Origin of the sequence: Pantoea sp., assembly GCF_032114055.1 — a bacterium.
In the GTDB taxonomy this organism is placed as follows: Bacteria; Pseudomonadota; Gammaproteobacteria; order Enterobacterales; family Enterobacteriaceae; genus Pantoea.
Map to the genome: position 1 here is coordinate 593,180 of NZ_DAMCTB010000001.1, position 24,222 is coordinate 617,401.

A 24,222-nucleotide genomic window follows, 5' to 3' on the forward strand; every position below is an offset into this window, starting at 1 on the left:
CCTGAAGCGCACTTCAGGCGGTTACACTTATTTCTTCTGCGGGGCGGGAATGGTCATATTTAACAGGCCACGGGACTTGTTAAAAATCTTATTGCCATTCTCACGTCCTGCCCGACGGGCACGCTGCTCTTCCGGCGAGAGTTTTGCCTCTTCCTGACAGAGCGGGCTGCAGCAGTTTTCAAACTTCTCTGCACAGCGCTGACACTGAATAAACAGCAGATGACAGCCGTCATTCACGCAGTTGACGTGGGTATCGCAGGGCTCACCGCACTGATGGCAGTTTGACAGCACATCATCGGAAATTCGCTCACCCATACGCTCATCAAACACGAAGTTTTTGCCTTTAAAGCGAACCGGTAATCCCTGCTCGCGGGCACGGCGGGCATACTCAATGATACCGCCCTCAATGTGGTAAACATCCTCAAAACCGTTATGACGCATCCAGGCACTCGCCTTTTCACAGCGGATCCCGCCAGTGCAATACATCACGATCTTCTTATCTTTCTTATCCTGCAGCATATCAACCGCCATCGGCAGCTGATCGCGGAAGGTGTCGGCAGGCACTTCCAGCGCGTTGTCGAAGCGGCCCACTTCATATTCGTAGTGGTTGCGCATATCCACAAACAGCGCATCAGGATCGTCCAGCATGGCGTTCACTTCAGCAGCTTTCAGGTAGTGACCCACATCGCTGGCATCGAACGTCTCATCCTCAATCCCATCGGCGACAATGCGGTCGCGCACTTTCAGACGCAGTACCCAGAATGATTTTCCATCATCATCCAGGGCGATGTTCATCCGCAGATTATCCAGCGCCGGGTCGAAGGCACAGAGCCACGCTTTCATCTTCTCATACTGACTGGCGGGCACGCTGATCTGCGCATTAATCCCTTCATGCGCCACATAGACGCGGCCAAAGACTTTACGTGCGGTCAGGCCAATATAGAGTGCGTCACGGAAGGCTTTCGGATCGGCAATCTGAAAGTATTTATAAAAAGAGACGGTGGTGCGCGGCTCGGTTTCAGCCAGCATGCGCGCCTTCAGCTCTTTATTGGAAACGAGGTTATGTAACACTGGCATGGTGTTCTTTCCTGTCATCAATAGGTGAAATTTAGCGGCAACATGATACCTGATTTCACCGCGATGCAAAGGCCAGTGTCAGTCATGCTCGTCAGTTGCTGTTTTTATCAGCACTTCCGCCTGAACGGTATTCGCCGCGCAGCCGTCCGTGCTGTCACCGATATTTATGCGCACGATAAAAACTGGCACAATGGCATAAATTAACGAAATATCAGCACCGCACGGTGCGCGACGCAGGAAAATTAACCTCTATATGACTCAGTTGCCTCAGTTTTCACGAGAACTGCTTCACCCGCGCTATTGGCTGGCCTGGCTGGGTGTCGTTTCTCTTTATCTTTTGGTGCTACTTCCTTATCCCCTGCTCTATGTTCTCGGCTGCAATATTGGTCGTATCGGGATGCGGTTTATGAAGCGCCGCGTCAGTATCGCCCGACGTAATCTGGAATTAACCTTCCCGGATATGCCGCTCAATGAGCGTGAAGCGATGATCAAGCATAATTTTGAATCTGTCGGCATGGGCCTGATCGAAACCGGCATGGCATGGTTCTGGCCTGACTGGCGTATCAACAAATGGCACAAACCTTCAGGTCTGGAGCATATTCAGCAGGCGCATGACAGCCAGCGCGGCATACTGCTTATCGGTATGCACTTTCTGACGCTGGAAATTGGTGCACGCATGTTTGGTATCCACAATCCCGGAATCGGCGTTTACCGTCCGAATGACAATAAGCTGATCGACTGGCTGCAGGTGAAAGGCAGAATGCGATCGAACAAGAGCATGATCGATCGTAAAGATCTCAAGGGAATGATTCGTGCCCTGAAACAGGGTGAAATTATCTGGTACGCGCCGGATCACGACTATGGCCCGCGCAGCAGTGTCTTTGTTCCCTTTTTTGCCGTAGAAAAGGCTGCGACTACGGTGGGCACGCATCTGCTGATCCGTACCGGTAAACCCGCCGTCATCCCGTTTGTGCCCCGCCGTCTGCCAGATGGCCGTGGCTATGAACTGATGATTCTGCCCGACATCAGCAGCGAATTTACGCTGGAAAGCGACGAAGTCACTGCAGCCAGAATGAACAAAGTGGTTGAGGAAGGCGTACTGCTGGCGCCTGAACAGTATATGTGGCTCCACCGCCGTTTCAAAACGCGCCCGGAAGGCGAACCTTCACGCTATTAGTCTTCTCGCGCTAAATGCCTGACAGGCATTTAGCGCGCTTCTGATGCCCTTTCCGCTAACAAATCAGTTATGCTTTGTCCGTCCTTTTTTATCGTGTATCGACAGCGCCAGCCAATAATATATATCCGGCTCATTAATAACCTGATGAGGCTCCGGAAATTAACAGCACTTATCAATTTCAGATAATGCAAGGTACGTGGGGGTCGCTCAGCGTATAATTCATTATTTTATCTGCACTAATTATTTATTTTATTCTGGCACTAATTATTTACCGCGCCAGGTCTAATCCTATTTAGCCACGCTTAATGGTATCCCGCTCCTTATCAGTTGATAAAAATTAACTTATTTTACAGGCAATTGCTGCCCTGGCTTGACTTATATTCCATTTTACATCTGTTTAACTTTTCGATAGATCATTATGGCATTTGAAGAAGTTAATCGTTCCCGGTAATTTCGGGGTGAACAGTCAGGCCTTTAAGGGTTCTGACAGAATTATAAAAAGATTACATACAGCGAACCTCTAATGGGACAGATAAAAATGAATAAAGGTCTCTATTATTACGTGACCATCGGTACCGATCAGGAAAATTACCACTTTCTTCATCGTAAAGGCTGCAGGAGGATGCCCGATAAAGATGCCATTATTTTTATCGGCACCTTATATAACCTGAGTCAGGCACTTTCCATCGCCAGAATTAATTTTAAGAAGGTAAAACCTTGTATAAAATGTTGTATCCGTTACTCAGCACCCGTGATTCATGAATCTGTTCGGCCTGTTCTGCACTTCCCGCAAAAGATGATCTGAGACTCGCGGGCGGGAAATGGCTTATTTCCCGCCAGTTGCGCCGCCTGCGCCTTTCCCTCCCCGGAATTTCGTCTATCCTTCACTGAAATCACATCAACCCGCAGTCAATGAACCCGTAAAGGAGAAGCGCAATGAGCATGTACAGTACGTTAGAGGAAGCCATTGATGCTGCACGTGAAGAGTTCCTCGCAAACCACCCGGAGCTTGAGGAAGAAGATGCGTCGATCAGCCAGTTTGGTCTGCAGAAGTATGTGATGCAGGATGGCGATATCATGTGGCAGGCTGAGTTCCTGGAAGATGAAGGCGATACCGGGGAGTGCATGCCCTACCGCAGCGGTGAAGCTGCTCAGGCCATTTTTGACGCTGACTTTGACGAAGTGGAACTGCGTCAGGAGTGGTTAGCGGAAAATACCCTGCACGAGTGGGATGACGGCGAGTTTCAGCTTGAGCCGCCGCTGGACACCGAAGAGGGTGACGCTGCGGCGCAGGAGTGGGAAGACGATAACAGCGATTCCGATCGCAGCTACTCGTAAGGACCGTGTTGGGCATCCACGGGCAGCATCAGGGTGTCCACCACCAGCGACAGCGGCAGGTCGAGGATTGTCAGGATCCGCCATCCGCTGTCGCGGACGTCCCACTGCACGCCGGGATAGTACTGATTACCATGCCCCTGCCCCGGGAAAGTCCGGCTGATGATACTGCCGCATCCGCTCAGGCAGAGCACCGCCACAGCAATAACGCCCGCCTTTAAAAACCTGTTTCCCACTGATATTCGCCTCAGACAGCCGTCAGGATTGTCACCCGCACAGCGGTGACGGTCTGATTCAATCTACCATTGTCCTGCTGTTTTTATCCGAAAAAAAAGCGGCATCTCTGCCGCTTTTTCTGATTACGCGTTTTTTAGCGCGTGAGGGTTAAGTGAGAGTTTCTGATAGCTCTCCACCCACTGATGATACTTGTCCGCCTCTTCCCACAGTCGGGTGTGAACGCGGGCCAGCACTACCGGGTCGCTGATCAGCTGCAAACGCTGATCGCGGCTCAGTTTATCCGGCGTATCGCTCAGTGCCTGATCAACCCGACGGTCGCGGGCATAGTCCAGTAACTGACTCTGCTTGTGACGTGAGGTCGCCAGCGCCGTCGCCAGCGCGTTAAACGCCGGATGGAACACGGCATGCATAAAGCCATTTTCCAGCGCGCGTTCGCGGTTCAGTTCCAGATAGCGGTCGGTGTCCACCAGCTCCTGCGGCGGCGCGTACTCTTCCGGGATCAGGAACAGCTTCGCACGCTTGCTCTTCAGCCCCAGCGTCGCGCGGCTCGACATCACCGAAACAAACGGCGACAGGATCAGTGAGAAGACAATCGGCGCGAGCCACCAGAGGAAATTGAGATCCAGCAGGCCCATTCCAATCGCCCATACCAGACCCAGTGCCATCTGAGAACCGTGACGTTTAAACGCTTCACTCCACGGCGTCGCATCATCATCACGCTGTGGCGAGTTCCACACCACTTCCCAGCCCAGGAAGGCGCTGACCACAAAGACCGTATGGAACAGCATGCGTACCGGGGCCAGCAGCACCGAGAACAGCGTTTCCAGCACCAGCGACGCCAGCAGGCGCAACGGGCCGCCATAGGCTTTTGACCCTTTGAACCAGATCAGCACTACGCTCAGCATTTTCGGCAGGAACAGCAGCACCATCGTGGTCGAAAAAAGCGCGATGGCCAGTTCCGGACGCCACTGCGGCCAGACCGGGAACAACTGCCGCGGTTGCAGGAAGTAGGTTGGCTCCATCAGCGTGTGCACCACCTGAAGGGCGGTAGACAGCGCCAGGAACATAAACCAGAGCGGCGCCGACAGATAGGACATCACGCCGGTCAGGAACACCGCACGGTGAACCGGATGCATCCCTTTCACCAGGAACAGGCGGAAGTTCATCAGGTTACCGTGACACCAGCGGCGGTCACGCTTCAGTTCATCCAGCAGGTTCGGTGGCAGCTCTTCATAGGAGCCTGGCAGGTCATAGGCAATCCAGACGCCCCAGCCGGCACGACGCATCAGCGCCGCTTCCACGAAGTCATGCGACATGATAGACCCTGCAAATGAGCCCTCACCCGGCAGCGGTGCCAGTGCACAGTGCTCGATGAACGGCTTCACGCGGATAATGGCGTTGTGCCCCCAGTAGTGCGACTCACCCAGCTGCCAGAAGTGCAGACCGGCGGTAAACAGCGGACCGTAGACGCGGGTCGCAAACTGCTGACAGCGCGCATAGAGCGTGTCCATGCCGGAGGCTTTCGGCGACGACTGGATGATCCCGGCGTTCGGGTTGGCTTCCATCATGCGCACCAGACCGGTGAGACACTCTCCACTCATGACGCTGTCGGCGTCCAGCACCACCATATAGCTGTAGTTGCTGCCCCAGCGCCGGCAGAAGTCATCGATGTTGCCGCTTTTACGCTTCACACGACGACGACGACGGCGATAGAAGATCCGGCCTGCGCCACCGACATCGCGCACCAGTTCCATCCAGGCTTTCTGTTCGGCGATGGCAATATCCGCGTCATAGCTGTCACTGAGGATGTAGACGTCGAAGTGATCGGCGTTACCGGTGCGAACCACGGACTCCCAGGTCGCACGCAGACCTGCGTAAACACGCTCCACGTCTTCGTTACAGATAGGCATAATCAGCGCAGTGCGATGCGCCGGATTCAGCGGCTCATCCCCGACAGTCGAGTAGGAGATACTGTATTTATCCCGCCCGATAAGCAGCTGCAGGAAGCCCATCAGCGCCGTCCAGAAACCGGCAGAGACCCAGCAGAACAGAATTGCAAACAGGAACAGGATGCCGGTCTGCAACACGTAAGGCAGAATCTGCATTACAGACTGCTGCCAGTTCTGATTGATCATCTCCATCGGATCCAGCAGTGTCCAGCCCTGATACGGCAGAATACTCTTCATGTACCAGGTGGCGACGACGGTCTGGAAAATGGTCAGGATCAGCAGGATATAGCGGCGAATCGAACCGACATGACGCCACTTCTCTTCCGCACGCTGCTCTTCCGCATTAGCGTAACGCGGCACCGACTTACGCCCACGCAGTGAGTCCCAGGCACGGGCGACCGGGTTGGTTCGCCAGGCTTCCGGGAACATCAGCGAGCGTTTAACTTTCGGCATCGCCTTCAGCGTAGTGCGGTCAAGATCGTCTTTGCCCAGCTGCTGACCGCCAGCCAGGGAATCTGGCCAGGCCATTTCAACCCGCGATGAGACCGATTTTAACGGTGCATCGTCGGGGCGATCGCTGGCAGCGACATCCCTGCCCAGCGCATCATGGATGAAGTGGAACGCCCCGGCATTCTGTAACGAACCGCTGAGACGTGCCTTCCCTGCCGCATCCAGCGGCAGAGATTCCACATAACGTTGAGGTGTAAAAGTCGATTTATTCATTGGCAGGTAACTGATAGCTCCAGGTTTCCGTCAATGTCTTGTCGCCGCTGACCAGCGCCGCGCGCATTTCGGTAGACTGTTTGGCATCTTTCACGCGCAGACGTAACACCAGACGCCAGCCTTTGGTGACCGGGTTATAACGTACGCTCTGTTCAACCACATCGGCATTTTTGCCCACGCTGACCTGTGGCGCAACCTGACTGTTTTCTGCCATCTTACTCATGTCTTTACCCACGAAGTCGATGGTGAAAGCCACTGTGCCATCCGGCTGACGCACCAGATTAGACTGCTTCACATCGCCCGCCGAACGCAGAGTATTTTTAACCCAGGCAATATCGTCAGAGTGCAGCTGATTTTCGTCGCGCGAGAAGTGCAGACGATATTTGAAGTTCATCTCTTTGCCCGGCTCTGGCAGCTTCTCCGGCGTCCAGAACGCAACGATGTTGTCGTTGGTTTCATCCGCCGTTGGGATCTCAACCAGTTCAACCCGGCCTTTACCCCAGTCACCTAATGGCTCAACCCAGCCGCTTGGACGCAGATCGTAACGATCATCCAGATCCTGGTAGTTGCTGAAGTCACGTCCGCGCTGCAGCAGACCAAAGCCTTTTGGATTTTCAATGGTATAGGTGCTGACCGCCAGATGACGTGGATTGTTCAGCGGACGCCAGATCCACTCTCCGTTACCGTTATGGATAGAGAGACCGTCTGAATCGTGCAGCGCCGGACGGAAATTGTTTACCGCAGAAGGCTGATTCTGACCAAACAGGAACATACTGGTCAGCGGTGCGATACCCAGTTTGCCGACGTTATCACGCAGGTAAACCTTCGACTGTACATCAACCGTTGACGCCTCACCCGGACGCAGCACAAAGCGATACGCGCCGGTCGCGCGAGGCGAGTCGAGCAGCGCATAGATCACCAGCTGTTTGTCCTGCGGCTTCGGCCGCTCAATCCAGAACTCTTTAAAGCGCGGGAACTCTTCGCCGGACGGCAGCGCCGTGTCGATAGCCAGTCCACGCGCAGACAGGCCATAGACCTGACCGGCACCGATGACGCGGAAATAGCTCGCCCCCAGGAAGCTGGCGATCTCATCGTTTTTACCCTTGTTGTTCAGCGGGTAAAGCACTTTAAAACCGGCAAAACCGAGGTTTTTTACCGCATCGGCGTCATGTTTTACGTTACCGAAATTGAAATAATCGGGGTTGTATTTAATCTCGCGCACCGAGCTGGCGGTCACCTCATTGATCTGCACCGGCGTATCGAAGTACATCCCCTGGTGATAGAACTCCAGCTTGAACGGCGTGCGCAGTTTGCCCCAGTATGCTTTATCGTGGTTAAACTGGATTTGCTGATAGTCAGCAAATTTCATTTCACGAAATTGAGAGGGTAAATTGCTTTTAGGCGCTTCGAAGCTTTTCCCTGCCAACGCTTTGGCTTGAACTGCAACATCATCAATAGTAAACGCCCAACTGTTGTTGGCATACAATGCCAGCAGAACTGCAGTACCCATCCAGCGTACCTTCATCAGTCCGGCTTTATTTTTTTCTTTAGTCAGCACATCCCCCCCTTTCGTGTGCTTAAATCAAACCCGTTTATCTTAATGGATTATTCGGTTTTCCGACAGCTCATGCGCAAGATTGTTCCTGAATTTCAGCACACTTAACGCCAGTTTAGGACAATTAGACACTCCGGATTTCACTGATAGTATACCTGCTTTATCACAGCTAGAATTTCATACGATGATAATCCGGTTTCAGGGTGAAACTGGCCAACCGTACTAACGAACTGGAACTTTATGAGTACTGTAAAACCTGAACGTGAATACTTCCTCGACTCCATTCGCGCGTATCTGATGTTACTGGGGGTGCCCTTTCATGTTTCCCTCATCTACTCCGCGCAGAAATGGGCAGTGAACAGCCAGGAGGCTTCACTGTGGCTGACGCTGCTGAATGATTTTATCCACTCCTTTCGTATGCAGGTCTTTTTTGTCATCTCAGGATACTTCTCCTACATGCTTTATCTGCGCTATCAGCCCCGGCGTTTCCTGAAGGTGCGGCTGGAGCGTGTCGGGATCCCGATGCTGACCGCGGTGCCGCTCATCACCCTGCCGCAGTTTTTCATGCTGAAGGCCTGGACCGATAAGCTGGCTGACTGGCCCCGCTTCACCCCCTATCAGAAGTTTAATAACCTGATGTGGGAGCTGATTTCACACCTCTGGTTCCTGCTCGTACTGGTCATGCTGACCACGCTGGGCATGGTAACGTTCCGCTGGCTGCGCGATCAGCATCGTAGTATCGACTACGCGCGGGTAGGCTGGGGATCACTGGCGGGCGGCATGCTGGCATGGGCGCTGGTGTGGTGTCTGTTCCGTCGTCTGGTGTTTATCTTTCAGCCGAACTGGCTGATGGATGGTCTGTTCAACATTGTCGTGATGCAGACGCTCTTTTACCTGCCTTTCTTTATGCTGGGGGCGCTGGCGTGGAAGCATCCCCCGCTGAAGCAGCTGTTTGTGCGATTCAGTCCGGTAATGTGGACTGGCGCGCTGCTGCTGTTCGTCGCCTACTGCACCAATCAGCGTCTGGGCAGTGGCGATGGCTGGTTATATGAGACGGATGCCATTATCACGACGCTGATGGGTCTCTGTATGCTGAACGTCTGCTTCTGTGTGGGTCACAAACTGCTTAACTCGCATTCGCCGCGCATCATGTATCTGGTCAATGCGTCGCTGTTTATCTATCTGGTGCATCATCCGCTGACGCTGCTGTATGGCATTTATGTCACGCCCCGCATTGACAATAATACGTTGGGCTTTTTCGTGGGGCTGCTGATGGTGTTCGGCATCGCGTTTCTGCTCTATGAGATCCATCTCCGCATCCCGCTGCTGCGCTTCCTGTTCTCGGGGAAATTTGAGCGTAAACAGGCATAAGAAATGGCGACCCGTGCCTTCCGGCTGTCAGGCAGAAGGTGCAGGGAGATACCCTGATGGAGGCTGGCCCTCAACGACAGGCGTAATCGCCCGCGCTGAGCCCGCCATAGATGGCAGGTTTGGCGTTTTGTCGGTGCGCAGGCTCACCTGACCTGTGCCGCGTTCCGCGTGACGCTTAAAGCAGCCACTCAATCGGCAGTCGCCACACTAACCGCACCTGCAGCCGCTGCCACCAGGAGCAGCCCGGTTCATGCTTGTGCACAATCTGCTGCGCCTCGCCAGGATATTCCAGCCAGTTAACCCGTCCCCATTTATCCAGCCGCAGCGTCCAGGCCCGGTCGCGCATCGACTGACTGAAACGCTGATGCGTCTCGCCAGCCAGCGCCGCGCTTTCGATCACCAGCCCCATTTCGGTATTCAGCACTGCAGAACGGGGGTCGAAGTTAAATGACCCGATAAACAGCGTCTGCTGATCCACCGAGAACGTTTTGGCATGCAGGCTGGAGCCGGAGTTACCGGTTAATCCCCGGTCGTGCGGCGCATCCTGCAGGGTCGCCTGCGGTTTCAGCTCATACAGGGCAATCCCGTGGCGTAGCAGTTTTTTACGCCATTTGGCGTAACCGGCGTGGACAATCGATACATCATTGGCCGCCAGCGAGTTAGTCAGAATGGCGATTTTTACCCCTTTGCGCTTCATGGCCAGCAGCTGGGCCACACCCGCGCGGGTGGGGACAAAATAGGCGGAAATAATATCGAACTGCTGTTGTGGCGTGCCTATCACTTCCAGCATCCGCTGCGGCAGCAGCGTCCGGGCGCGTGCCTTGCCCAGCCCTTTGCGCGGGTCGTCGCTCAGCAGGCGCGCCCGGGCCCAGGTCAGGGGTAGCGTGCCTGCCTCCAGCGCCTGCAGGAGGGTGGCATTTTCCAGCCGCTTAAGATAACGCTGCACCGGTTCGCTGTGACGCCACGCGTCGGGCAGACTGACGCTATCCTCTTCCGGATGCTCTGCATCCAGCACCTGCTGCAACGGCGACACTGGCTTGCTGTGCCAGTAGCGTTCGAAATCGTCGGCCACTTCGTTGACCACCGGGCCAATCGCCATCACGTCGAGATCGGCAAACAGCGGTTCATTGCCGGTGCCGAAATATTCGTCGCCAATGTTGCGGCCGCCGACCACAGTCGTTACCCCATCGACAGTAAAACTCTTGTTGTGCATCCGGCGATTCAGCCGGGCAAAATCGGTGAGATAACCCAGCGCACGCAGAGTGCGGAAAGAGAACGGATTAAACAGCCGCACCTCTATTCCGGGATGGCGGTTAAGCTGTGCCAGCGTGTCGTCTAGACCGGGCGTATTGTTATCATCCAGCAGCAGTCGCACCTTTACGCCGCGCCGGGCGGCCTCCAGTACGGCGCTGAACAGCAACCGGCCCGAAAGGTCGTTCTGCCAGATGTAATACTGAATATCGAGTGTCCGCTCTGCTTTCTGTATCAGCAGATAGCGGGCGGCAAAGGCATCCAGTCCGTCGCTGAGTCGATGAATACCGCTCAGCCCCGGATGGCGCAGACACTCGGGTTCAAGCCGGCTTTGCAGCCAGCTGGCCCGTTCCGATGAGTGGGAGAGCTCAAACGCTTCGGTCATGACAATTCCCTGTAAAAGGCTGTTATTTTATTATTCCCCGGCCCGGTCGCTGGCGCTATACCGCTGCGCCGAATGCGTGAAAGTTGCGGGCGTTTTTTAGTCTAGACTTAACCGGACGATCTGTGACCGGCAACAGCCGGCAGGAGAGGAATATGTCCCGCTACCCCCTTACAGATACCGGCCCGCGTTACCATCCCAGCCTGTTCCGCAGCTTTTTTCAGGGTAGTTTCCCCTGCTCTGCCGCCTGCCGCACACCGGGCAAACGGCTCGACATGGTGATCAGCAGTGGACACGACATGCTGCTGGAAAAAGATTACGCTGCCCTGGCCACACAACATTTGCTTACCGCCCGCGACGGCGCGCGCTGGCATCTGATTGAAAAGATCCCTGGCCAGTATGACTGGCAAAGCTTTCTGCCGATGGTGGATGCTGCACAGCGTCAGCAGATAGAGATCATCTGGGAACTGGCTCATTTTGGCTACCCCGATCACCTGAATATCTGGAAAGCGGCGTTCGTTGAGCACTTTGGCCGCTTTGCCCGCGCCATGGCGCTGCTGATGCGCGACCGGGGAATCGAGCGTCCCTTTTTCACCCCGGTTAATCAGATTTCGTTCTGGTCATGGGCCGGGGCGGAAGTCGCCTGGTTTAATCCTCATGCCGCCCGGCGGGGCAAGGAGCTGAAGCGCCAGCTGGTCCGCGCTTCGCTGGCCGCGATTCATGCCATTCGCGAAGTCTATCCCGACGCGCGGTTTGTTCTGACAGATCCGCTGGTGCAGATTGCCCATCATCCCGATAACCCGGACAGCAAGCCCTATGCCGATGCGCAGCACCAGGCGCAGTTTGAAGCCTGGGATATGCTGGCTGGCCGGGTGGATAAGGAACTGGGTGGCAGTGAAGATTGCCTGGATATCCTTGGCCTGAACTACTATCCCGATAACCACTGGTTTTTTCCCGATCAGCCGATGTCCCTGACGGATCCCGGGCGGGAACCGCTGCATATTCTGCTGGCCCGGTGCTGGCAGCGCTATCAGCGCCCGATGCTGATCGCCGAAACGGGTGCCGAGGGTGAGGCGCGCGCCGCCTGGCTACAGGAGATTGCGGAAAATGTGGCGGTGGCGCTGGATCAGGGCATCGCAGTAGAGGGTATTTCGCTCTATCCGGTAGTGGAGTATCCCGCCTGGGCCGACGATCGGCGTTCGCCCGGTCCGCTACTGGGATTAGCCGATCCCAACGGCAATCGTGATCTGCACGAGGCGTTAGCGCTGGTGCTGCGCAGCCAGCAGATTAAGTTTGCCACCCGCAATCAGGCATGCTGAATGCGGTGCTGTTTAGGAGTACAGGTATGAACGTCCAAGGAGGGATCGACAGGATGGCGAATGTCGGTCAGCCAGACCATCGTCACCAGGAATGTCACCCCGATCAGACAGGCCGCCAGTAAACCAATAATTGCGATCACTTTATCATCGCCGGAGTCCATCGCCTTCTCCTCATCCAGTCCGTTGAAGCTGAGCGTGTCAGCTCATCCAGAGCGTCACCATGAGCACAAAGATTATAAGCGTTACCGAGGTCACCGCAAGCACCACAATGGCAAAGTGCGCATCGTCAAGTGACTGGCGAATCGGCTCGTCCTGATCGTCGGGCGGCAAGGGTAACGACATAACTATCCTGTGAAATAGGGTCCGCCGGGCGTGTTGCGGTGAGAGAGAGTGTAGCGGAAAGGGCGATAACCGTCAGTTTCTTTCGTCCGGAAAATAAACCGGCCCGTGTCAGGTAACACGGGCCGGTCATCAGATGCCGCGCCAGCGTCTGAAAATCAGCGACGTGTTGATCCCGCCAAAGGCAAAATTATTGCTCTGGATATAGTCCGTCTCAATCTCGCGAGGCGCACCCATGATATAGTCGAGCGCCCCGCCGTCGGCGGCAGGCTGTGTCAGGTTAAGTGTCGGTGCAAACCACCCTTCCCGCATCATCTCGATACTCATCCAGGCTTCCAGCGCACCGCAGGCGCCCAGAGTATGCCCGAAATAGGATTTCAGCGAGGAGACAGGGGTGGATGCACCGAATACTGCGGCCGTCGCCAGACTCTCCGCCATATCACCCCGCTCGGTCGCCGTGCCGTGCGCATTCACATAACCGATCTCTGCCGCCGTGATCCCGGCGCTCTGCAGCGCCCGCTCGATGCAGATTTGCATGGTTTCCCGCTGCGGCTGGGTGATATGCGCGGCGTCGCAGTTGGTGTGGAAGCCGGTCAGTTCGGCATAGATCGTCGCGCCACGAGCCTGAGCATGCTCCAGCGACTCCAGAATCAGCGTGCCCGCGCCCTCGCCAATCACCAGCCCATCGCGATGCTGGTCAAACGGAGCCGGGGTGGTGTGCGGTGCGTCATTACGCTGGCTGGTGGCAAACAGCGTGTCGAACACTGCAGCTTCCGATGGACAGAGCTCTTCCGCCCCGCCAGCCACCATCACCGTCTGATAACCGTGACGAATCGCCTCCCAGGCGTAACCAATGGCCTGGCTGCCGGAAGTACAGGCGCTGGAGGTGGGGATAACCCGTCCGCGCAGGCCAAAAAAGAGCCCGGCGTTGACGGCAGTGGTGTGTGGCATCATCTGCACATAGGTAGTGCCGGTGATGTTGTTGGTGTGCTTCTCGGTCAGCATAGTGGCGAACTCGCTCACCGGCCCGGTGCTGCCGGTCGATGAGCCGTAGGCGATACCCGTTTCACCGCTGGTCAGCACCGGATGGTCAATCAGGCCCGCCTGGGTCAGCGCCAGTTCGGTCGCGCGGGTAGCCAGTAACGACACACGGCCCATTGCCCGGATACGCTTGCGGGTGTAGTGCGCGGGCAGCGTGAACGCATCCACCGGCGCACCCAGCAGCGTGTGCAGTCCGTCATAGACCTGCCACTCCGGCATGAAGCGCACCGCGTTGCGGCCTGCACGGATGCGGGCGGAAACCTCCGCCCAGGATTCACCAAAGGCGGTCACGCCTCCCATTCCGGTTACGACAACGCGCTGCATCACAACATGCCTCCGTTGATCGAAATGACCTGACGCGTAACGTAGCCTGCGATATCAGACATCAGATAGCTCGCTAGGCCCGCAACCTCTTCGGCAGCCCCCATACGCTTCATCGGCACCAGTTTCATCGCCTCGTCAACCACCTGCGGTGCCAGCCCTTCCATGCCGGTATCGATCAGGCCAGGCGCGATGCAGTTAACGGTGATCTTACGTTTGGCCAGCTCAATCGCCAGCGCTTTGGTGGCGCCGATAATGCCTGCCTTGGCCGCGCTGTAGTTGACCTGCCCGCGATTTCCCATTATCCCGGAGACCGACGAAAGTGTAATGATACGGCCACCGCGTCGCAGGCCAATCATCGGCATCACGCAGGGCTGGATCACGTTGTAGAAGCTGTCGAGATTGGTGTGGATGACGCTGTCCCACTCCTGATCCGTCAGGGCCGGAAAGGCCGCATCGCGGGTGATGCCTGCATTGCTGACCACGCCGTAATAGGCGCCATGCTCTGCGATGTCCGCCTCCAGCGCGGCGCGGGTCGCCGCCCGATCGGCCACATCAAAGCCCAGAAGACGGCCGCTGCCGCCAGCGGCCTCGATCTGCTGCAGGCACTGCTCAGCCCCGGCGCGATCGCGATTAAAATGGACGATAATCTGATAGCCATCCTGAGCAAGTCGCAGCGCAATCGCGCGGCCAATGCCTTTACTGGCGCCCGTGACTAATACCGACTCTGTCATGGCTGTTTTCCTTGTAACATTAATTGCTGTAATTCTGCTTCATTGGGTTGATAGGTATTCAGGCGACCGCTGGCCAGCAGCTGCCCGCCAGTACGGATTTCACCTTCAAAACTGCCCATGCGATCGTCGCGCATCAGCAGCGTCATGCGGATATCCAGCGTAACCGCCGCAGGAAACAGTGGCCGCTCTGCCCGCCAGCCGCGGCCGCCCAGCAGCATGCCCGGCGGGATCAGTGTCGCGCCGCCCTGCCGGGCGTGCCAGCCCGACCAGACACCCACGGTCTGCGCCATAATCTCGACGCCAAACCACGCGGGCAGTTCACCCTGCGGCGTCAGAAACGGCGCCAGTACGCCCTCTGCCGCGGTCGAGACCTGACAGTGAACCTGCACATCATCGACGGCGATCAGCTGATCGAGAAGCAGCATCGGCGCAGCGTGCGGCAGCCAGTGTGCCGCAGGAGAAGGTAAAATCATGAAACACGTCCCAGAATCAGACAGGTATTGTTACCGCCAAAGGCGAAAGAGTTAGAGGCGATGACGGGCCGCTGCAGCGCCTGCGGCCGCAACAGCAGGCCGAAATCCGGCAGCGTCTCATCCTGAGCCGCCTCGCTGAAATCCTGCGCGGGCAACGGCAGGTTCTCCTGCAGAATCAGCGTGCTGAGGGCCGCTTCGCAGATGCCCGCCGCACCGAGCGTATGGCCGGTCAGATGTTTGGTCGAGCTGCACGGCACGCGGTTGCTGAACAGGCGCTGGATCACCCCCGCCTCCATCTGGTCGTTAAGCGGTGTAGCGGTGCCGTGAAGATTGATATAACCGATTTGCGCTGGCTGCAGACTGGCCCGCTGCAGCGCCATCCGCATCGCCCGCTCAGCCCCCTCGCCTTCGGGATGTGGCGCGGACATGTGCCAGGCATCAGAAGATTCTCCCGCGCCCAGCAGCGCCAGCGGCTGCGGCTCCCGGGTCAGCAGCATCAGCGCGGCGCCTTCCCCAATCGAGATGCCATCGCGATCGCGGCTGAAGGGTGCGCAGCGTCGTTCAGAGAGTGAGGCCAGGCTGTCAAACCCGTTGATCGGCATCCGGCTCAGCGAGTCTGCCCCGCCCACCAGCGCCACATCGGCCAGCCCCGCCGCGATCAGCCGTTCGCCACTGATGATGGCGCGGGCGCTGGAGGAGCAGGCGGTTGAAATCGTGTAGGCCGGGCCATCCAGACGAAGATAGTGCGCCAGAAAGCGGGAAGGATCGCCTAACTCCTGCATCTGGTAGTGATAATCGGGCTGACTGCCGCGGATCTGTTCGTCGCCCTCATCCACCCCCGAGGTGCTGGTGCCCAGCACAATCGCGACCCGGCTGGCACCGTAACGGGTAATCGCCGCGTCGAGCGCCGGACGGATCTGCGCCAGCGCGGCCAGCAGCAGCTGATTGTTGCGGGTGTTGTGCGCGCGCAGGGCGGCAGGGATCGGCGGTAACGCGCCTTCAACCCGCCCAAGCCAGCAGGCACGGCCGCTGCTCAGCCAGCCCTGACAGCGCTGCATGCCAGGCGCCTTCCCCTGTTTCAGGTGAGCCGCAATCTGCTGGCTGTCATTCCCCAGGGCATTCAGCATGCCAGTGGCAGCGATATAGATCATGAGGCGTCCAGCTGTTGAATATGGATCTGATAGTCAAAAGCATGCTGCCGGATGCTGACCGGCTGGCGCTGCTGACCGCGTTGCAGATAGTCAATTTCGGTCACCAGATGGTCATCGGCATCGAACAGTTTTCGCTTTAATCCCTGATCCTGCAGCGTCCAGCCCGCTGGCAGCACGGCCTGCCAGCGGGCCACCGGCCAGTAGCTGAGCATGATATCGGCCAGAACCTGACTGGCCGGCGGCATCTGCGGCAGTGGCATCAGCTGCTCAGTGTGGATACCGCTGGCGTCGTAGCGCAGGCTGAACAGCCGGATACCCACCGACGAGAGGCCCGCCAGATCGATCTGTTGTTTGTCGGCGCTGAGCAGCACCAGTAGCGACTGGCTCCGCCCCTTTACCTGCCCGGTGAGCAACTGCTGCTGCTGAAAAGCCGGTTCAATCCCCGGTGACGGCAGCGTGACTTTCACACCCGGCTTCAGCCAGGCGGTGGGACGACGGCTGTCGGGGGCCGGTCCGGCGCAGGCGCTGAGCAGCAGAGCCGTCAGCAGAATGGAGGCGGCACGGATCATCGTTTACTCCTTGATCGGGTAGGTCGCATCGCCAGCGGCGACAGCAGGAACGCGCTGAAGATGCCGCTGCATAAAACGGTGCCAAAACTGGCAATCGCGCTGGTGCTGCTGAAAACCAGCATCCCCAGCGTCAGTAAGGTGGTGATCATCGCCAGCGACACCGCCAGCAGCGAGGTCAGCGGTGTCCCCTGCGGGTTGCTGAAAAAGAGCGTGTAATTGATGCCGATGCCCAGCACCAGAATCAGCGCCAGCAGGGCAAACAGGTTCAGCGAGGCACCTGTCCAGCCCAGGGTCGCCAGCGCCATCGCCAGCGACAGCACCGACGGCAGCGCGCTGCGCAGACCCGCGCTGACGCCCAGCCGCAGCACAAAGCTCAGCGTGATCAACGCCAGCGCCAGCACCAGTAATCCGCTGAGCAGAGTGCGCCAGAAGCTGAACAGCGTATCGTAGCTTGCCTTGCGATCGATCCAGCTGACGCCCGGATGCTGTGCCGCCAGCGCCGTGAGAGCGGCACTATTCCGTACACCGCTGACGGGCACCAGCACTCCACTGCGCCCGTCAGGCAGCGTCAGCCAGAGCAGCCGCCAGCCTTCGCTTAGCGGACTCGCCAGCCAGGCTGCTGGCGTAACCGGCATCGGCTTCAGGTCCGGTTCGGCCAGCACCATTCCCGCCTGCTGCAGGCGGGCCCGGATGTGCGGTGCGGCCTGGTTCAGTAGCCGGCGATCCTGCTGCTGACGGGCCAGCGACGACAGCGGCAGCAGGCGAAAGTGTTGCAGCCAGCCCTGCTGCTGCGCCCGCTGCAGGTCCGGGGCCAGGGTTTCCAGCCGCTGCAGCGTCTGCTGCGCATCCTGGCCCCAGACAACAAACCAGGTCTGATCGGCACGCTGTCCGGTCAGGCTGGCCAGCTGGCGATCCTGCTCCAGCAGAGGGGCCGGGGCGCTTTGCAGATGCGCGATATCATCATCTACCTTGAGCTGGGCGATTCCGGCCACGGCGACGATCGCCATCGCCAGCGGCAGTCCCACGCGCAGCCCGCACTGGCGACGCCAGGCGGCCAGCCAGCGTGCCAGCGTCACCATCAGTGGCACCGGGCGTACAGGCAGGCCGCGAACCAGCCATGGATAAATCAGAATTACCGTCAGGCAGGAGGCGGTTAATCCGCTGGCGGCAAACACCGCCAGCTGACGCAGTCCCGGAAACGGTGCCAGCAGCATCAGCAGCCAGGCGATGGCGGTGGTCGCGAGCGCCAGCAGCAGCGTGCCGCGCACTTTACGCAGGCTCTGCCACGGCGTCTGCTGATCGCCGTGCACCATCCGCTCGGTGAGATAGTAGAGCGCGTAATCCGCCGAGATACCGACAATACTCAGGCTCATCACCAGCGTCATCAGATGCAGTTCACCGAAGCAGAGCAGCGTGACCACGGTACCCGCCAGCGCGCCGACCGCCACGGACGTTACCGTCAGCAGCAGCGGCCGCAGCGAGCGGAAGACCAGCAGCACCAACAGCACGACACCGCCCAGCGTCACGCTGCCCAGCGTTTTCACATCCTGCTGCGCCCGCTGGCTGGCGCTGTCGCTGAAGAGCACCGTGCCGCGTGTCAGCAGCGTCGCCTGCGGCCAGCGCTGTTTCAGCTGCTGCTCCAGCGCGCTGAGCCGGGTCACCAGCGCATGGCTCTGCTCAATGCTGAAGGCGTTACTGGCCAGCTCACCATGCAGAAAATACCACTGCTTTCCCTGCGCATCCCTGACGGTCAGCCAGCCGTCATGCAGCGACATGCGCCCGGCATTGCCAGCCAGCGCCAGCTGTGAACCCCGCACCAGCATCAGCGAATCGCCCTGCAGCTCCTGACTGCTGACGCCAGAGAAAGCCGAAAAGAGCTGCCCCAGCAGCCACGCCGCCTGCGCCTCGCCGCCGTTCTGTAACCGGCTGCGGGTCGCCTCATCAATTAATCCATTGCGGTGCTGCCAGGCAAATCGGCCCCACTGCTGCTGCTGCTGTGCACCCAGATCGCCCCCGACCTGTTTCAGTTCAGGCAGCGCACGCAGCTGCGCCAGCCACCAGGCTGCAATCTCAGGGTCGTTCTGTTTACCGGGCGAAACCAGCCAGACCAGCTGGCGATCCAGCCGCTGCATAAAGCCCTGCTGTAGCTCAGGTGGCGCTGCGCCGAGGTTCTGCTGCGGCAGCAGCGCCAGCACGCTGCTGTTAAGCTGGCTGCGCGGCAGCAGAAAGGCGAGCGCCGCCGCCAGCAGCAGGCAGAGCAGCAGCCACAGAAGCGCCAGCCTGCGATCGTTACGGCCCGGCAAAACGCGCCTTCTCTTCGTCGCTCAGCTGCGACGGTTCGGTTCGGGTGTGAGTCAGCTCAATCCGGGTTTTGTCCCCCTGCCGGTCATCCAGGCTGATGCTGTCCAGGAAGGTGCTGCCCGCCAGCGAGATACGGTTAAAGATTTTGTTGAGCGGGGCGGCCTTCGGCGTCAGATCCAGCGTCCATGCACCGTTACCCCGATCGCTGAACGCCACGCTGAAGTTTTCATTGAGGACTTGTTGATCGGCCTGAAACAGCGCACGCAGCAGATGGTTAAACTGAAACATCTGCGGATTGCTTTCGGCTGTGATCACCTGCGGTTTCTGGCCGCTCAGGCTCTGCACCATGCGTTTATCATCCAGCAGCAGCGTCATGACAAACGGCGTCTGCTGATGCCACCATAATCCCTGCTCGCGCGCGATCAGCATCTGCCCGTGCGACACCAGCGGCTGGCGCATCCCGGCGATAGTGCGCGTCTGGGTAAAGTCGGCCCGGATCACTGGCTGGCTGGCAAAGCGTTGTTGCAGCTGGTCCAGCGTCACCGCGCTGGCGGCGCTGGCCCATAACAGCAGGCTGGTAAACACGATTTTCAGCATCCTTTCACTCCTAAACGTTCCAGTAAAATATCGGGCGACACAAAGCACAATGCCTGCGTCGCCTGCTCAACCGCTACCTGCAGCGTATGTGCTTTGGTGGTGACCTCCCCGGCGGCGTTACGAATCACATAATCGATACGCAGACGATTTTCATATTCAGTAATCCGGGCGCTGACGCGAATTGTCTCTTCACAACGCAGCGGCTGGCGATATTTTACCCGGGTATCGACCACCGGCCAGACGTAGCCGCTGGCGGCCATCTCGGCGTAGCTGTAGTTAATGCTGCGCAGCAGAGCCTCACGCGCCACTTCAAAATAGCGGAAATAGTTGCCGTGCCAGACCACGCCCATGGGATCGCAGTCATGGAATGAGACAGTCAGCACAACCTCAGCATGATGTTCAGTCATGGTCAGTCCCCTTATGATGTGCCTGTGGATCAGGCAGCGTCCAGAAATCGAAAAAGTTAAACCAGTCGAGCGGCGCCTGCAGGGCGAAATGGGCGAGCCGCGCCGCGTAACGATCGACCGCCTGCTGCAGCGCCTGCTGACGCGTGGCGCGCGGCAGCAACAGCGGGTCGGCGAAGGGCTCACAGTGAACCCGCAGTTTACCCTGTTGCCGCAGCGCGAACATCAGCAGCACCGGGCAGCGTAACGTGGCCGCCAGCACAAAGGGCCCCTGCGGAAAGGGTGCGGCGCGGCCCAGAAACTCGCTCCAGACCACCCGGCGTTCACCGCCACGCTGCGGATTCACCGCGGTGCGGTCGCCGACAATCGCCACCCATTCGCCCGCCTCCAGCTTCTGCTGCAGCAGGATCGCCGTTTCCGGCCCGATATCGCTGACCGGCATCAGGTTGACCCCCGCCTGCGGCGCGATGGTTTCCAGTACCGCCCGGAAACGCCGGGCGTTGTCGGTGAAGACCAGAGCATTAATCACCAGCCCGCTGACCTGCTGCGCCATGGCCCGGCAGGCTTCGATATCGCCGAGATGGGAGGCGAGAATCAGCTTACCCTGTGGCGAGGGCGCACGGATCACCGCTTCCGCGCCCGGCGCAAAATCGATATCCCGGCCCCAGCGCAGATCGCCGCGCCAGCTGGCGACTTTGTCCAGCATCGCCCCGGCGAAGCGCAGAAAATGACGATAGCTGTTGAGCCGTGGCGGTAATGCAATCTGCTGCTGCTGCGCGGCCGCAGTGACCTGCGCCAGCCACTGCCGGGAGGCGCGTCGTGCACGCTGCCCGCTGAGCCAGTAGACCGCCACCACCGGCCAGAGCAGCAGCGTAAAGGGCAGCCGCCCGCCGTAGCGATAAACCGACAGCATAAAGCGTAATCCCCACTGGCCGCGGCGTTCACTTTCCACCGACCAGTGTGCGGACGGTTTATGCATTGCCAGCAGACGCGGAATGCGCGGCAGCATGCCGAAAAAGAGCCGGGTGTGCATCCAGGAGATGCGCAGATTGTCGTAGAGCGCATCGAAGTGCGACAGGCCGGTCGCCGGATAGGTAACGCGGGTCGGAATGAAGCGGCTACGGGTGCCCTGCCAGTAAAGCCGTACCATGATCTCGGTGTCAAAATCCATCCGCTGACCGATGGCCCGCTGGTCACACAGCGCCAGCGTCGCCGTCAGCGGATAGACCCGGAAGCCACACATGCTGTCGCGGATCGACAGTGACAGCGTTTCGATCCAGACCCAGAAGTGAGTAATGTAACGACCATACAGGCGGGATTTGGGGATCGAGTCATCGTAGCGCGGCTGGCCGGAGATCAGCGCGTCAGGATAGCGTGCCGCCTCCGCCAGCATCAGCGGCAGATCCTCCGCCTGATGCTGGCCGTCGGCATCCAGCTGCACCGCATGGGTGAAGCCGCGCGCCGCCGCCGCCCGCAGGCCGTGGATCACGGCGGCGCCCTTGCCCTGATTCTGTTCCAGTCGCAGCAGGCTGAGCTGCGGCGCGTGCAGCGTCGCCAGCTGAAGCTGGGTGGCCGCATCGCTGCCATCATCCACGACGATCACCGGCAGATTAAACGGGGCCAGTCGCGTCAGAACCGACGCCATCATCGCGCCGTGGTTGTAACAGGGGATCACCACGCAGGGCGAGAAGGTGCCGTTTAACACAGCGTGATCTTCCCGCTGCTGGCGATCTGCTCGCCCTGCTCTTTCAGCAGGCTGTAACGAAAGCTCAGCCGCGATTTCCCGGCGTCCCAGTCGAGATGCAACCGGATCAGCGAGTCGGGCAACACCGGCTGCTGAAATTTGATGTTATCCATCACGGCAAACTGTTTGCCGGGCGCCAGCAGTGACACTCCATAGTGCATCACCCAGTTAAGCTGGGCCACACCCGGCAGAATCGGCAGATCCGTAAAATGTCCACGGAACCAGAACAGTCCGGCCTGCACCTGCAGGGTCAGCGTCACACTGGCATCCTGATGCTCCCGGCTGCGTTCAATCGGTAACATGAAAAAGTTCCTCTATTTGCGGCCAGGCGCGTTTGCTCTGCGCCGTAACCGGAATGGCCGGGACAACCCGCCAGTAACGCGGCATCGCCAGCGGTTCCAGCCAGCGCTGAAGCTGCCGTTTCCACTGCTGCCTGCGCTGATGCAGTGCGGCTTCATCCAGCGGTGTGGTCAGCGACAGCACCACGCCTATCGCCTGACGTTCATGACGGGTGACGACCAGCGCCGCCGCATCCGCGACCTCTGGCAGGCTGAGCAGGCGTCGCTCTATCTCACTTAATGAGAGGCGCTTATCGCCAATTTTTACGATGCGGTCGTGCCGGCCCGCCAGCTGAAAGCCGCCGTCCGGCTGCATAACGATCCGATCGTCCAGCGTCAGCCCGCTGGCGTTGCCGATGAGCGGCGACCAGACCTGCCAGCGATCGGGCGCGGCCTGTGCCAGTCTGACCTCAGGAAAAGCGTGCCAGTTGGGCTCTGGCCGATCGCAGACGCGCCAGGCCAGGACGCCGGTTTCAGTACTGCCGTAGATCTCACTGACCGGGCAGCCAAAACGCTGCCAGACCTGTTGCGCAGCGGCATCGTGCAGCACACCGCCAGCAGAGACAATCCGTTCGCAGGCGGGTGCGGTGAGCGCATCGTCCAGCCGCGACAAAAAGGCCGGACTGCTGACGAAGAGATAACGTCCGTCTCGCGGCAGCCGGATCAGCTGTTCGCCATAGAAGATCGGCTGGGCGGCAAACGGCAGCCGGAGCATCATAGGCAGAAAGATCCGAAAGGATAGCCCGTAGAGATGCTGATGGCTGACCGAGGCGATAACCCGGCAGCCCGGCAACCGCGCGCCCCACAGCGTGCTGATCCAGCGACTCTCCTGCTCCATCGCCGCCAGCGTCCTGATGACCTGACGCGGCGTGCCGGTCGATCCCGAGGTAAACAGCACCAGCTCAGCGTGCTCAGAGAGCGGCGGCAGTGGCCCCGGCGCTTCGGCGTCGTCCCACGCCAGCTGCGGCAGCGTCACCGCCAGCACCATGTCGCACACCACCCCATCGAGCCTCTCCTGCATCTCATCCAGCAGAGCGGCGCGGCAGTGGCCCGGCATCACCGGCGTTTTACCGGCGTACCAGCAGGCCAGCAGCGCCACGCAAAAGCGGTAGCTGTCATCAAAACAGAGCGCCCAGTGCGTGCCGGGCCGGGCCGCCAGCCGCTGGCTCAGCGCCACGACCTGACGATGCATACTGCTCAGCATCAGAGGCCGATCGCCACGCCAGGCGACCTCGCGATCGGGGCCGGTCAGCCACGTCGCCACCCTCATCCTTTACGCCTCACATGCTGCCGGACACACCATTCCGCGCCCATCAGCAGCCCGATTAACAGATAGCTGATGCCGCCGTTCCACAGTGTCCAGAGCCGCAAATCGCCCCACAGACAGGTGAACAGCGCCACACTGCCGTTGACCATAAAAAACAGACACCAGATCCGGGTCACGCGCCGGGTATAGCGCACGGCCACCGCGGGCAGATCGGGCTCACGCAGCCGGGCAATAAGCTCCACCAGCGGCATTCCGCGCCAGAGTGAGCGACCAAAGACCAGCAGCAGCGCCAGATTAACGGCAACCGGATACCAGAGCAGCAGATGCTGCGCGCGCAGGAGCTGGCTGCTGGCGCAGAGCAGTGCACCGAGCAGCGCCAGCCAGCCCATCATGGCGCCCATCGCATGGTGCTGACGCCGCAGCTGCAGCCAGCGCAGACCAAACAGCAGCGCCAGCAGCCAGAAGAGTCCCTGCCAGCGCGGCTGCGTCATGGCCAGCCAGACCAGCAGGGGCCAGACCAGCAGCGTAAGCAGATTCAGCAGGCGAAGTAGGGCAGCAGGCACGGCA

General features: G+C 59.0%; 24 protein-coding genes. 5 read left to right on the forward strand and 19 right to left on the reverse strand.

The genetic code is table 11. The features are described from left to right. Positions 1-27: 27 nt before the first annotated feature. Entirely contained in the window at positions 28-1,077 is a 1,050-nt protein-coding gene (locus RT657_RS02810; protein ID WP_313652372.1) for a rhodanese-related sulfurtransferase, read from the reverse strand. Between the two features lie 253 nt (positions 1,078-1,330). On the opposite strand from RT657_RS02810, the gene RT657_RS02815 reads away from it, so the two are divergent. From RT657_RS02815 to RT657_RS02825, 3 genes are all read left to right on the forward strand, one after another. Next, positions 1,331-2,254, forward strand: coding sequence for a Kdo(2)-lipid IV(A) acyltransferase (locus RT657_RS02815; RefSeq protein WP_313652373.1), 924 nt, complete (start codon positions 1,331-1,333; stop codon positions 2,252-2,254). 538 nt (positions 2,255-2,792) lie between these two features. Continuing rightward, positions 2,793-3,059 carry a hypothetical protein gene (locus RT657_RS02820; protein WP_313652374.1) on the forward strand — a complete coding sequence of 89 codons (267 nt, stop codon included), beginning with the start codon at positions 2,793-2,795 and terminating at the stop codon, positions 3,057-3,059. Positions 3,060-3,190: 131 nt separating this feature from the next. Continuing rightward, the gene (locus tag RT657_RS02825; RefSeq protein WP_313652375.1) at positions 3,191-3,592 is read left to right on the forward strand and encodes a MysB family protein; all 402 of its coding nucleotides are present in this window, start codon (positions 3,191-3,193) and stop codon (positions 3,590-3,592) included. Here RT657_RS02825 and RT657_RS02830 read toward each other — a convergent pair. The 3 genes from RT657_RS02830 to RT657_RS02840 form a co-directional block, all read right to left on the reverse strand. After that, the gene (locus tag RT657_RS02830) at positions 3,583-3,825 is read right to left on the reverse strand and encodes a YceK/YidQ family lipoprotein (protein ID WP_313652376.1); all 243 of its coding nucleotides are present in this window, start codon (positions 3,823-3,825) and stop codon (positions 3,583-3,585) included. The genes RT657_RS02825 and RT657_RS02830 overlap by 10 nt on opposite strands. Positions 3,826-3,948: 123 nt before the next feature. Beyond that, on the reverse strand, positions 3,949-6,498 hold the full coding sequence (mdoH, locus tag RT657_RS02835) for a glucans biosynthesis glucosyltransferase MdoH (protein ID WP_313652378.1): 2,550 nt from the start codon (positions 6,496-6,498) through the stop codon (positions 3,949-3,951). Then, entirely contained in the window at positions 6,491-8,026 is a 1,536-nt protein-coding gene (locus RT657_RS02840; RefSeq protein ID WP_313652698.1) for a glucan biosynthesis protein G, read from the reverse strand. Before RT657_RS02840 ends, mdoH begins: the two co-directional genes overlap by 8 nt. 267 nt (positions 8,027-8,293) lie before the next feature. On the opposite strand from RT657_RS02840, the gene mdoC reads away from it, so the two are divergent. Further along, entirely contained in the window at positions 8,294-9,424 is a 1,131-nt protein-coding gene (gene mdoC / locus RT657_RS02845; protein WP_313652379.1) for a glucans biosynthesis protein MdoC, read from the forward strand. Positions 9,425-9,599: 175 nt separating this feature from the next. Here the strand turns inward: mdoC and RT657_RS02850 are convergent, their stop codons facing one another. Further along, positions 9,600-11,060 carry a phospholipase D family protein gene (locus RT657_RS02850; protein ID WP_313652380.1) on the reverse strand — a complete coding sequence of 487 codons (1,461 nt, stop codon included), beginning with the start codon at positions 11,058-11,060 and terminating at the stop codon, positions 9,600-9,602. 152 nt (positions 11,061-11,212) lie between these two features. Between RT657_RS02850 and RT657_RS02855 the strand changes: the two genes are divergently transcribed. Beyond that, the gene (locus RT657_RS02855; protein ID WP_313652381.1) at positions 11,213-12,376 is read left to right on the forward strand and encodes a beta-glucosidase; all 1,164 of its coding nucleotides are present in this window, start codon (positions 11,213-11,215) and stop codon (positions 12,374-12,376) included. Here RT657_RS02855 and RT657_RS02860 read toward each other — a convergent pair. The 14 genes from RT657_RS02860 to RT657_RS02925 all read right to left on the reverse strand — a co-directional run bounded on the left by RT657_RS02860 (position 12,364) and on the right by RT657_RS02925 (position 24,218). After that, positions 12,364-12,537, reverse strand: coding sequence for a hypothetical protein (locus tag RT657_RS02860; RefSeq protein WP_313652382.1), 174 nt, complete (start codon positions 12,535-12,537; stop codon positions 12,364-12,366). The genes RT657_RS02855 and RT657_RS02860 overlap by 13 nt on opposite strands. Positions 12,538-12,574: 37 nt before the next feature. Then, positions 12,575-12,718 carry a hypothetical protein gene (locus RT657_RS02865; RefSeq protein WP_313652383.1) on the reverse strand — a complete coding sequence of 48 codons (144 nt, stop codon included), beginning with the start codon at positions 12,716-12,718 and terminating at the stop codon, positions 12,575-12,577. Between the two features lie 129 nt (positions 12,719-12,847). Then, on the reverse strand, positions 12,848-14,080 hold the full coding sequence (locus RT657_RS02870; protein WP_313652699.1) for a beta-ketoacyl-ACP synthase: 1,233 nt from the start codon (positions 14,078-14,080) through the stop codon (positions 12,848-12,850). Further along, positions 14,080-14,811, reverse strand: coding sequence for a 3-ketoacyl-ACP reductase FabG2 (locus RT657_RS02875; protein ID WP_313652384.1), 732 nt, complete (start codon positions 14,809-14,811; stop codon positions 14,080-14,082). Before RT657_RS02875 ends, RT657_RS02870 begins: the two co-directional genes overlap by 1 nt. Further along, on the reverse strand, positions 14,808-15,284 hold the full coding sequence (locus RT657_RS02880) for a hotdog family protein (protein WP_313652385.1): 477 nt from the start codon (positions 15,282-15,284) through the stop codon (positions 14,808-14,810). The genes RT657_RS02875 and RT657_RS02880 overlap by 4 nt, the downstream gene beginning before the upstream one ends. Then, on the reverse strand, positions 15,281-16,435 hold the full coding sequence (locus RT657_RS02885; RefSeq protein ID WP_313652387.1) for a beta-ketoacyl-[acyl-carrier-protein] synthase family protein: 1,155 nt from the start codon (positions 16,433-16,435) through the stop codon (positions 15,281-15,283). Before RT657_RS02885 ends, RT657_RS02880 begins: the two co-directional genes overlap by 4 nt. Beyond that, positions 16,432-17,004 (reverse strand): DUF3261 domain-containing protein, encoded by a 573-nt coding sequence (locus tag RT657_RS02890; protein ID WP_313652388.1) that lies wholly within the window; start codon positions 17,002-17,004, stop codon positions 16,432-16,434. Before RT657_RS02890 ends, RT657_RS02885 begins: the two co-directional genes overlap by 4 nt. Beyond that, entirely contained in the window at positions 17,001-19,307 is a 2,307-nt protein-coding gene (locus tag RT657_RS02895) for an MMPL family transporter (RefSeq protein WP_313652389.1), read from the reverse strand. The genes RT657_RS02890 and RT657_RS02895 overlap by 4 nt, the downstream gene beginning before the upstream one ends. Beyond that, on the reverse strand, positions 19,294-19,902 hold the full coding sequence (locus RT657_RS02900; RefSeq protein WP_313652390.1) for an outer membrane lipoprotein carrier protein LolA: 609 nt from the start codon (positions 19,900-19,902) through the stop codon (positions 19,294-19,296). Before RT657_RS02900 ends, RT657_RS02895 begins: the two co-directional genes overlap by 14 nt. Beyond that, positions 19,896-20,309: a thioesterase family protein gene (locus tag RT657_RS02905; RefSeq protein ID WP_313652391.1), complete on the reverse strand. Its 414-nt coding sequence runs from the start codon at positions 20,307-20,309 to the stop codon at positions 19,896-19,898. The genes RT657_RS02900 and RT657_RS02905 overlap by 7 nt, the downstream gene beginning before the upstream one ends. Then, the gene (locus tag RT657_RS02910; RefSeq protein ID WP_313652392.1) at positions 20,302-22,011 is read right to left on the reverse strand and encodes a glycosyltransferase; all 1,710 of its coding nucleotides are present in this window, start codon (positions 22,009-22,011) and stop codon (positions 20,302-20,304) included. The genes RT657_RS02905 and RT657_RS02910 overlap by 8 nt, the downstream gene beginning before the upstream one ends. Then, complete coding sequence (locus tag RT657_RS02915; protein ID WP_313652393.1) at positions 22,005-22,352, reverse strand: hydroxymyristoyl-ACP dehydratase; 348 nt, start codon at positions 22,350-22,352, stop codon at positions 22,005-22,007. Before RT657_RS02915 ends, RT657_RS02910 begins: the two co-directional genes overlap by 7 nt. Next, complete coding sequence (locus tag RT657_RS02920; protein ID WP_313652394.1) at positions 22,339-23,658, reverse strand: AMP-binding protein; 1,320 nt, start codon at positions 23,656-23,658, stop codon at positions 22,339-22,341. The genes RT657_RS02915 and RT657_RS02920 overlap by 14 nt, the downstream gene beginning before the upstream one ends. After that, entirely contained in the window at positions 23,655-24,218 is a 564-nt protein-coding gene (locus RT657_RS02925; RefSeq protein ID WP_313652396.1) for a hypothetical protein, read from the reverse strand. Before RT657_RS02925 ends, RT657_RS02920 begins: the two co-directional genes overlap by 4 nt. Positions 24,219-24,222: the final 4 nt, after the last annotated feature.

Bases quoted from the DNA above. Each gene is read 5' to 3' on its own strand.
- RT657_RS02810 (WP_313652372.1), bottom strand. From the start codon at position 1,077: ATGCCAGTGTTACATAACCTCGTTTCCAATAAAGAGCTGAAGGCGCGC.
- RT657_RS02815 (WP_313652373.1), top strand. From the start codon at position 1,331: ATGACTCAGTTGCCTCAGTTTTCACGAGAACTGCTTCACCCGCGCTAT.
- RT657_RS02820 (WP_313652374.1), top strand. From the start codon at position 2,793: ATGAATAAAGGTCTCTATTATTACGTGACCATCGGTACCGATCAGGAA.
- RT657_RS02825 (WP_313652375.1), top strand. From the start codon at position 3,191: ATGAGCATGTACAGTACGTTAGAGGAAGCCATTGATGCTGCACGTGAA.
- mdoH (WP_313652378.1), bottom strand. From the start codon at position 6,498: ATGAATAAATCGACTTTTACACCTCAACGTTATGTGGAATCTCTGCCG.
- mdoC (WP_313652379.1), top strand. From the start codon at position 8,294: ATGAGTACTGTAAAACCTGAACGTGAATACTTCCTCGACTCCATTCGC.
- RT657_RS02850 (WP_313652380.1), bottom strand. From the start codon at position 11,060: ATGACCGAAGCGTTTGAGCTCTCCCACTCATCGGAACGGGCCAGCTGG.
- RT657_RS02855 (WP_313652381.1), top strand. From the start codon at position 11,213: ATGTCCCGCTACCCCCTTACAGATACCGGCCCGCGTTACCATCCCAGC.
- RT657_RS02860 (WP_313652382.1), bottom strand. From the start codon at position 12,537: ATGGACTCCGGCGATGATAAAGTGATCGCAATTATTGGTTTACTGGCG.
- RT657_RS02865 (WP_313652383.1), bottom strand. From the start codon at position 12,718: ATGTCGTTACCCTTGCCGCCCGACGATCAGGACGAGCCGATTCGCCAG.
- RT657_RS02870 (WP_313652699.1), bottom strand. From the start codon at position 14,080: ATGCAGCGCGTTGTCGTAACCGGAATGGGAGGCGTGACCGCCTTTGGT.
- RT657_RS02875 (WP_313652384.1), bottom strand. From the start codon at position 14,811: ATGACAGAGTCGGTATTAGTCACGGGCGCCAGTAAAGGCATTGGCCGC.
- RT657_RS02880 (WP_313652385.1), bottom strand. From the start codon at position 15,284: ATGATTTTACCTTCTCCTGCGGCACACTGGCTGCCGCACGCTGCGCCG.
- RT657_RS02885 (WP_313652387.1), bottom strand. From the start codon at position 16,435: ATGATCTATATCGCTGCCACTGGCATGCTGAATGCCCTGGGGAATGAC.
- RT657_RS02890 (WP_313652388.1), bottom strand. From the start codon at position 17,004: ATGATCCGTGCCGCCTCCATTCTGCTGACGGCTCTGCTGCTCAGCGCC.
- RT657_RS02900 (WP_313652390.1), bottom strand. From the start codon at position 19,902: ATGCTGAAAATCGTGTTTACCAGCCTGCTGTTATGGGCCAGCGCCGCC.
- RT657_RS02905 (WP_313652391.1), bottom strand. From the start codon at position 20,309: ATGACTGAACATCATGCTGAGGTTGTGCTGACTGTCTCATTCCATGAC.
- RT657_RS02915 (WP_313652393.1), bottom strand. From the start codon at position 22,352: ATGTTACCGATTGAACGCAGCCGGGAGCATCAGGATGCCAGTGTGACG.
- RT657_RS02920 (WP_313652394.1), bottom strand. From the start codon at position 23,658: ATGAGGGTGGCGACGTGGCTGACCGGCCCCGATCGCGAGGTCGCCTGG.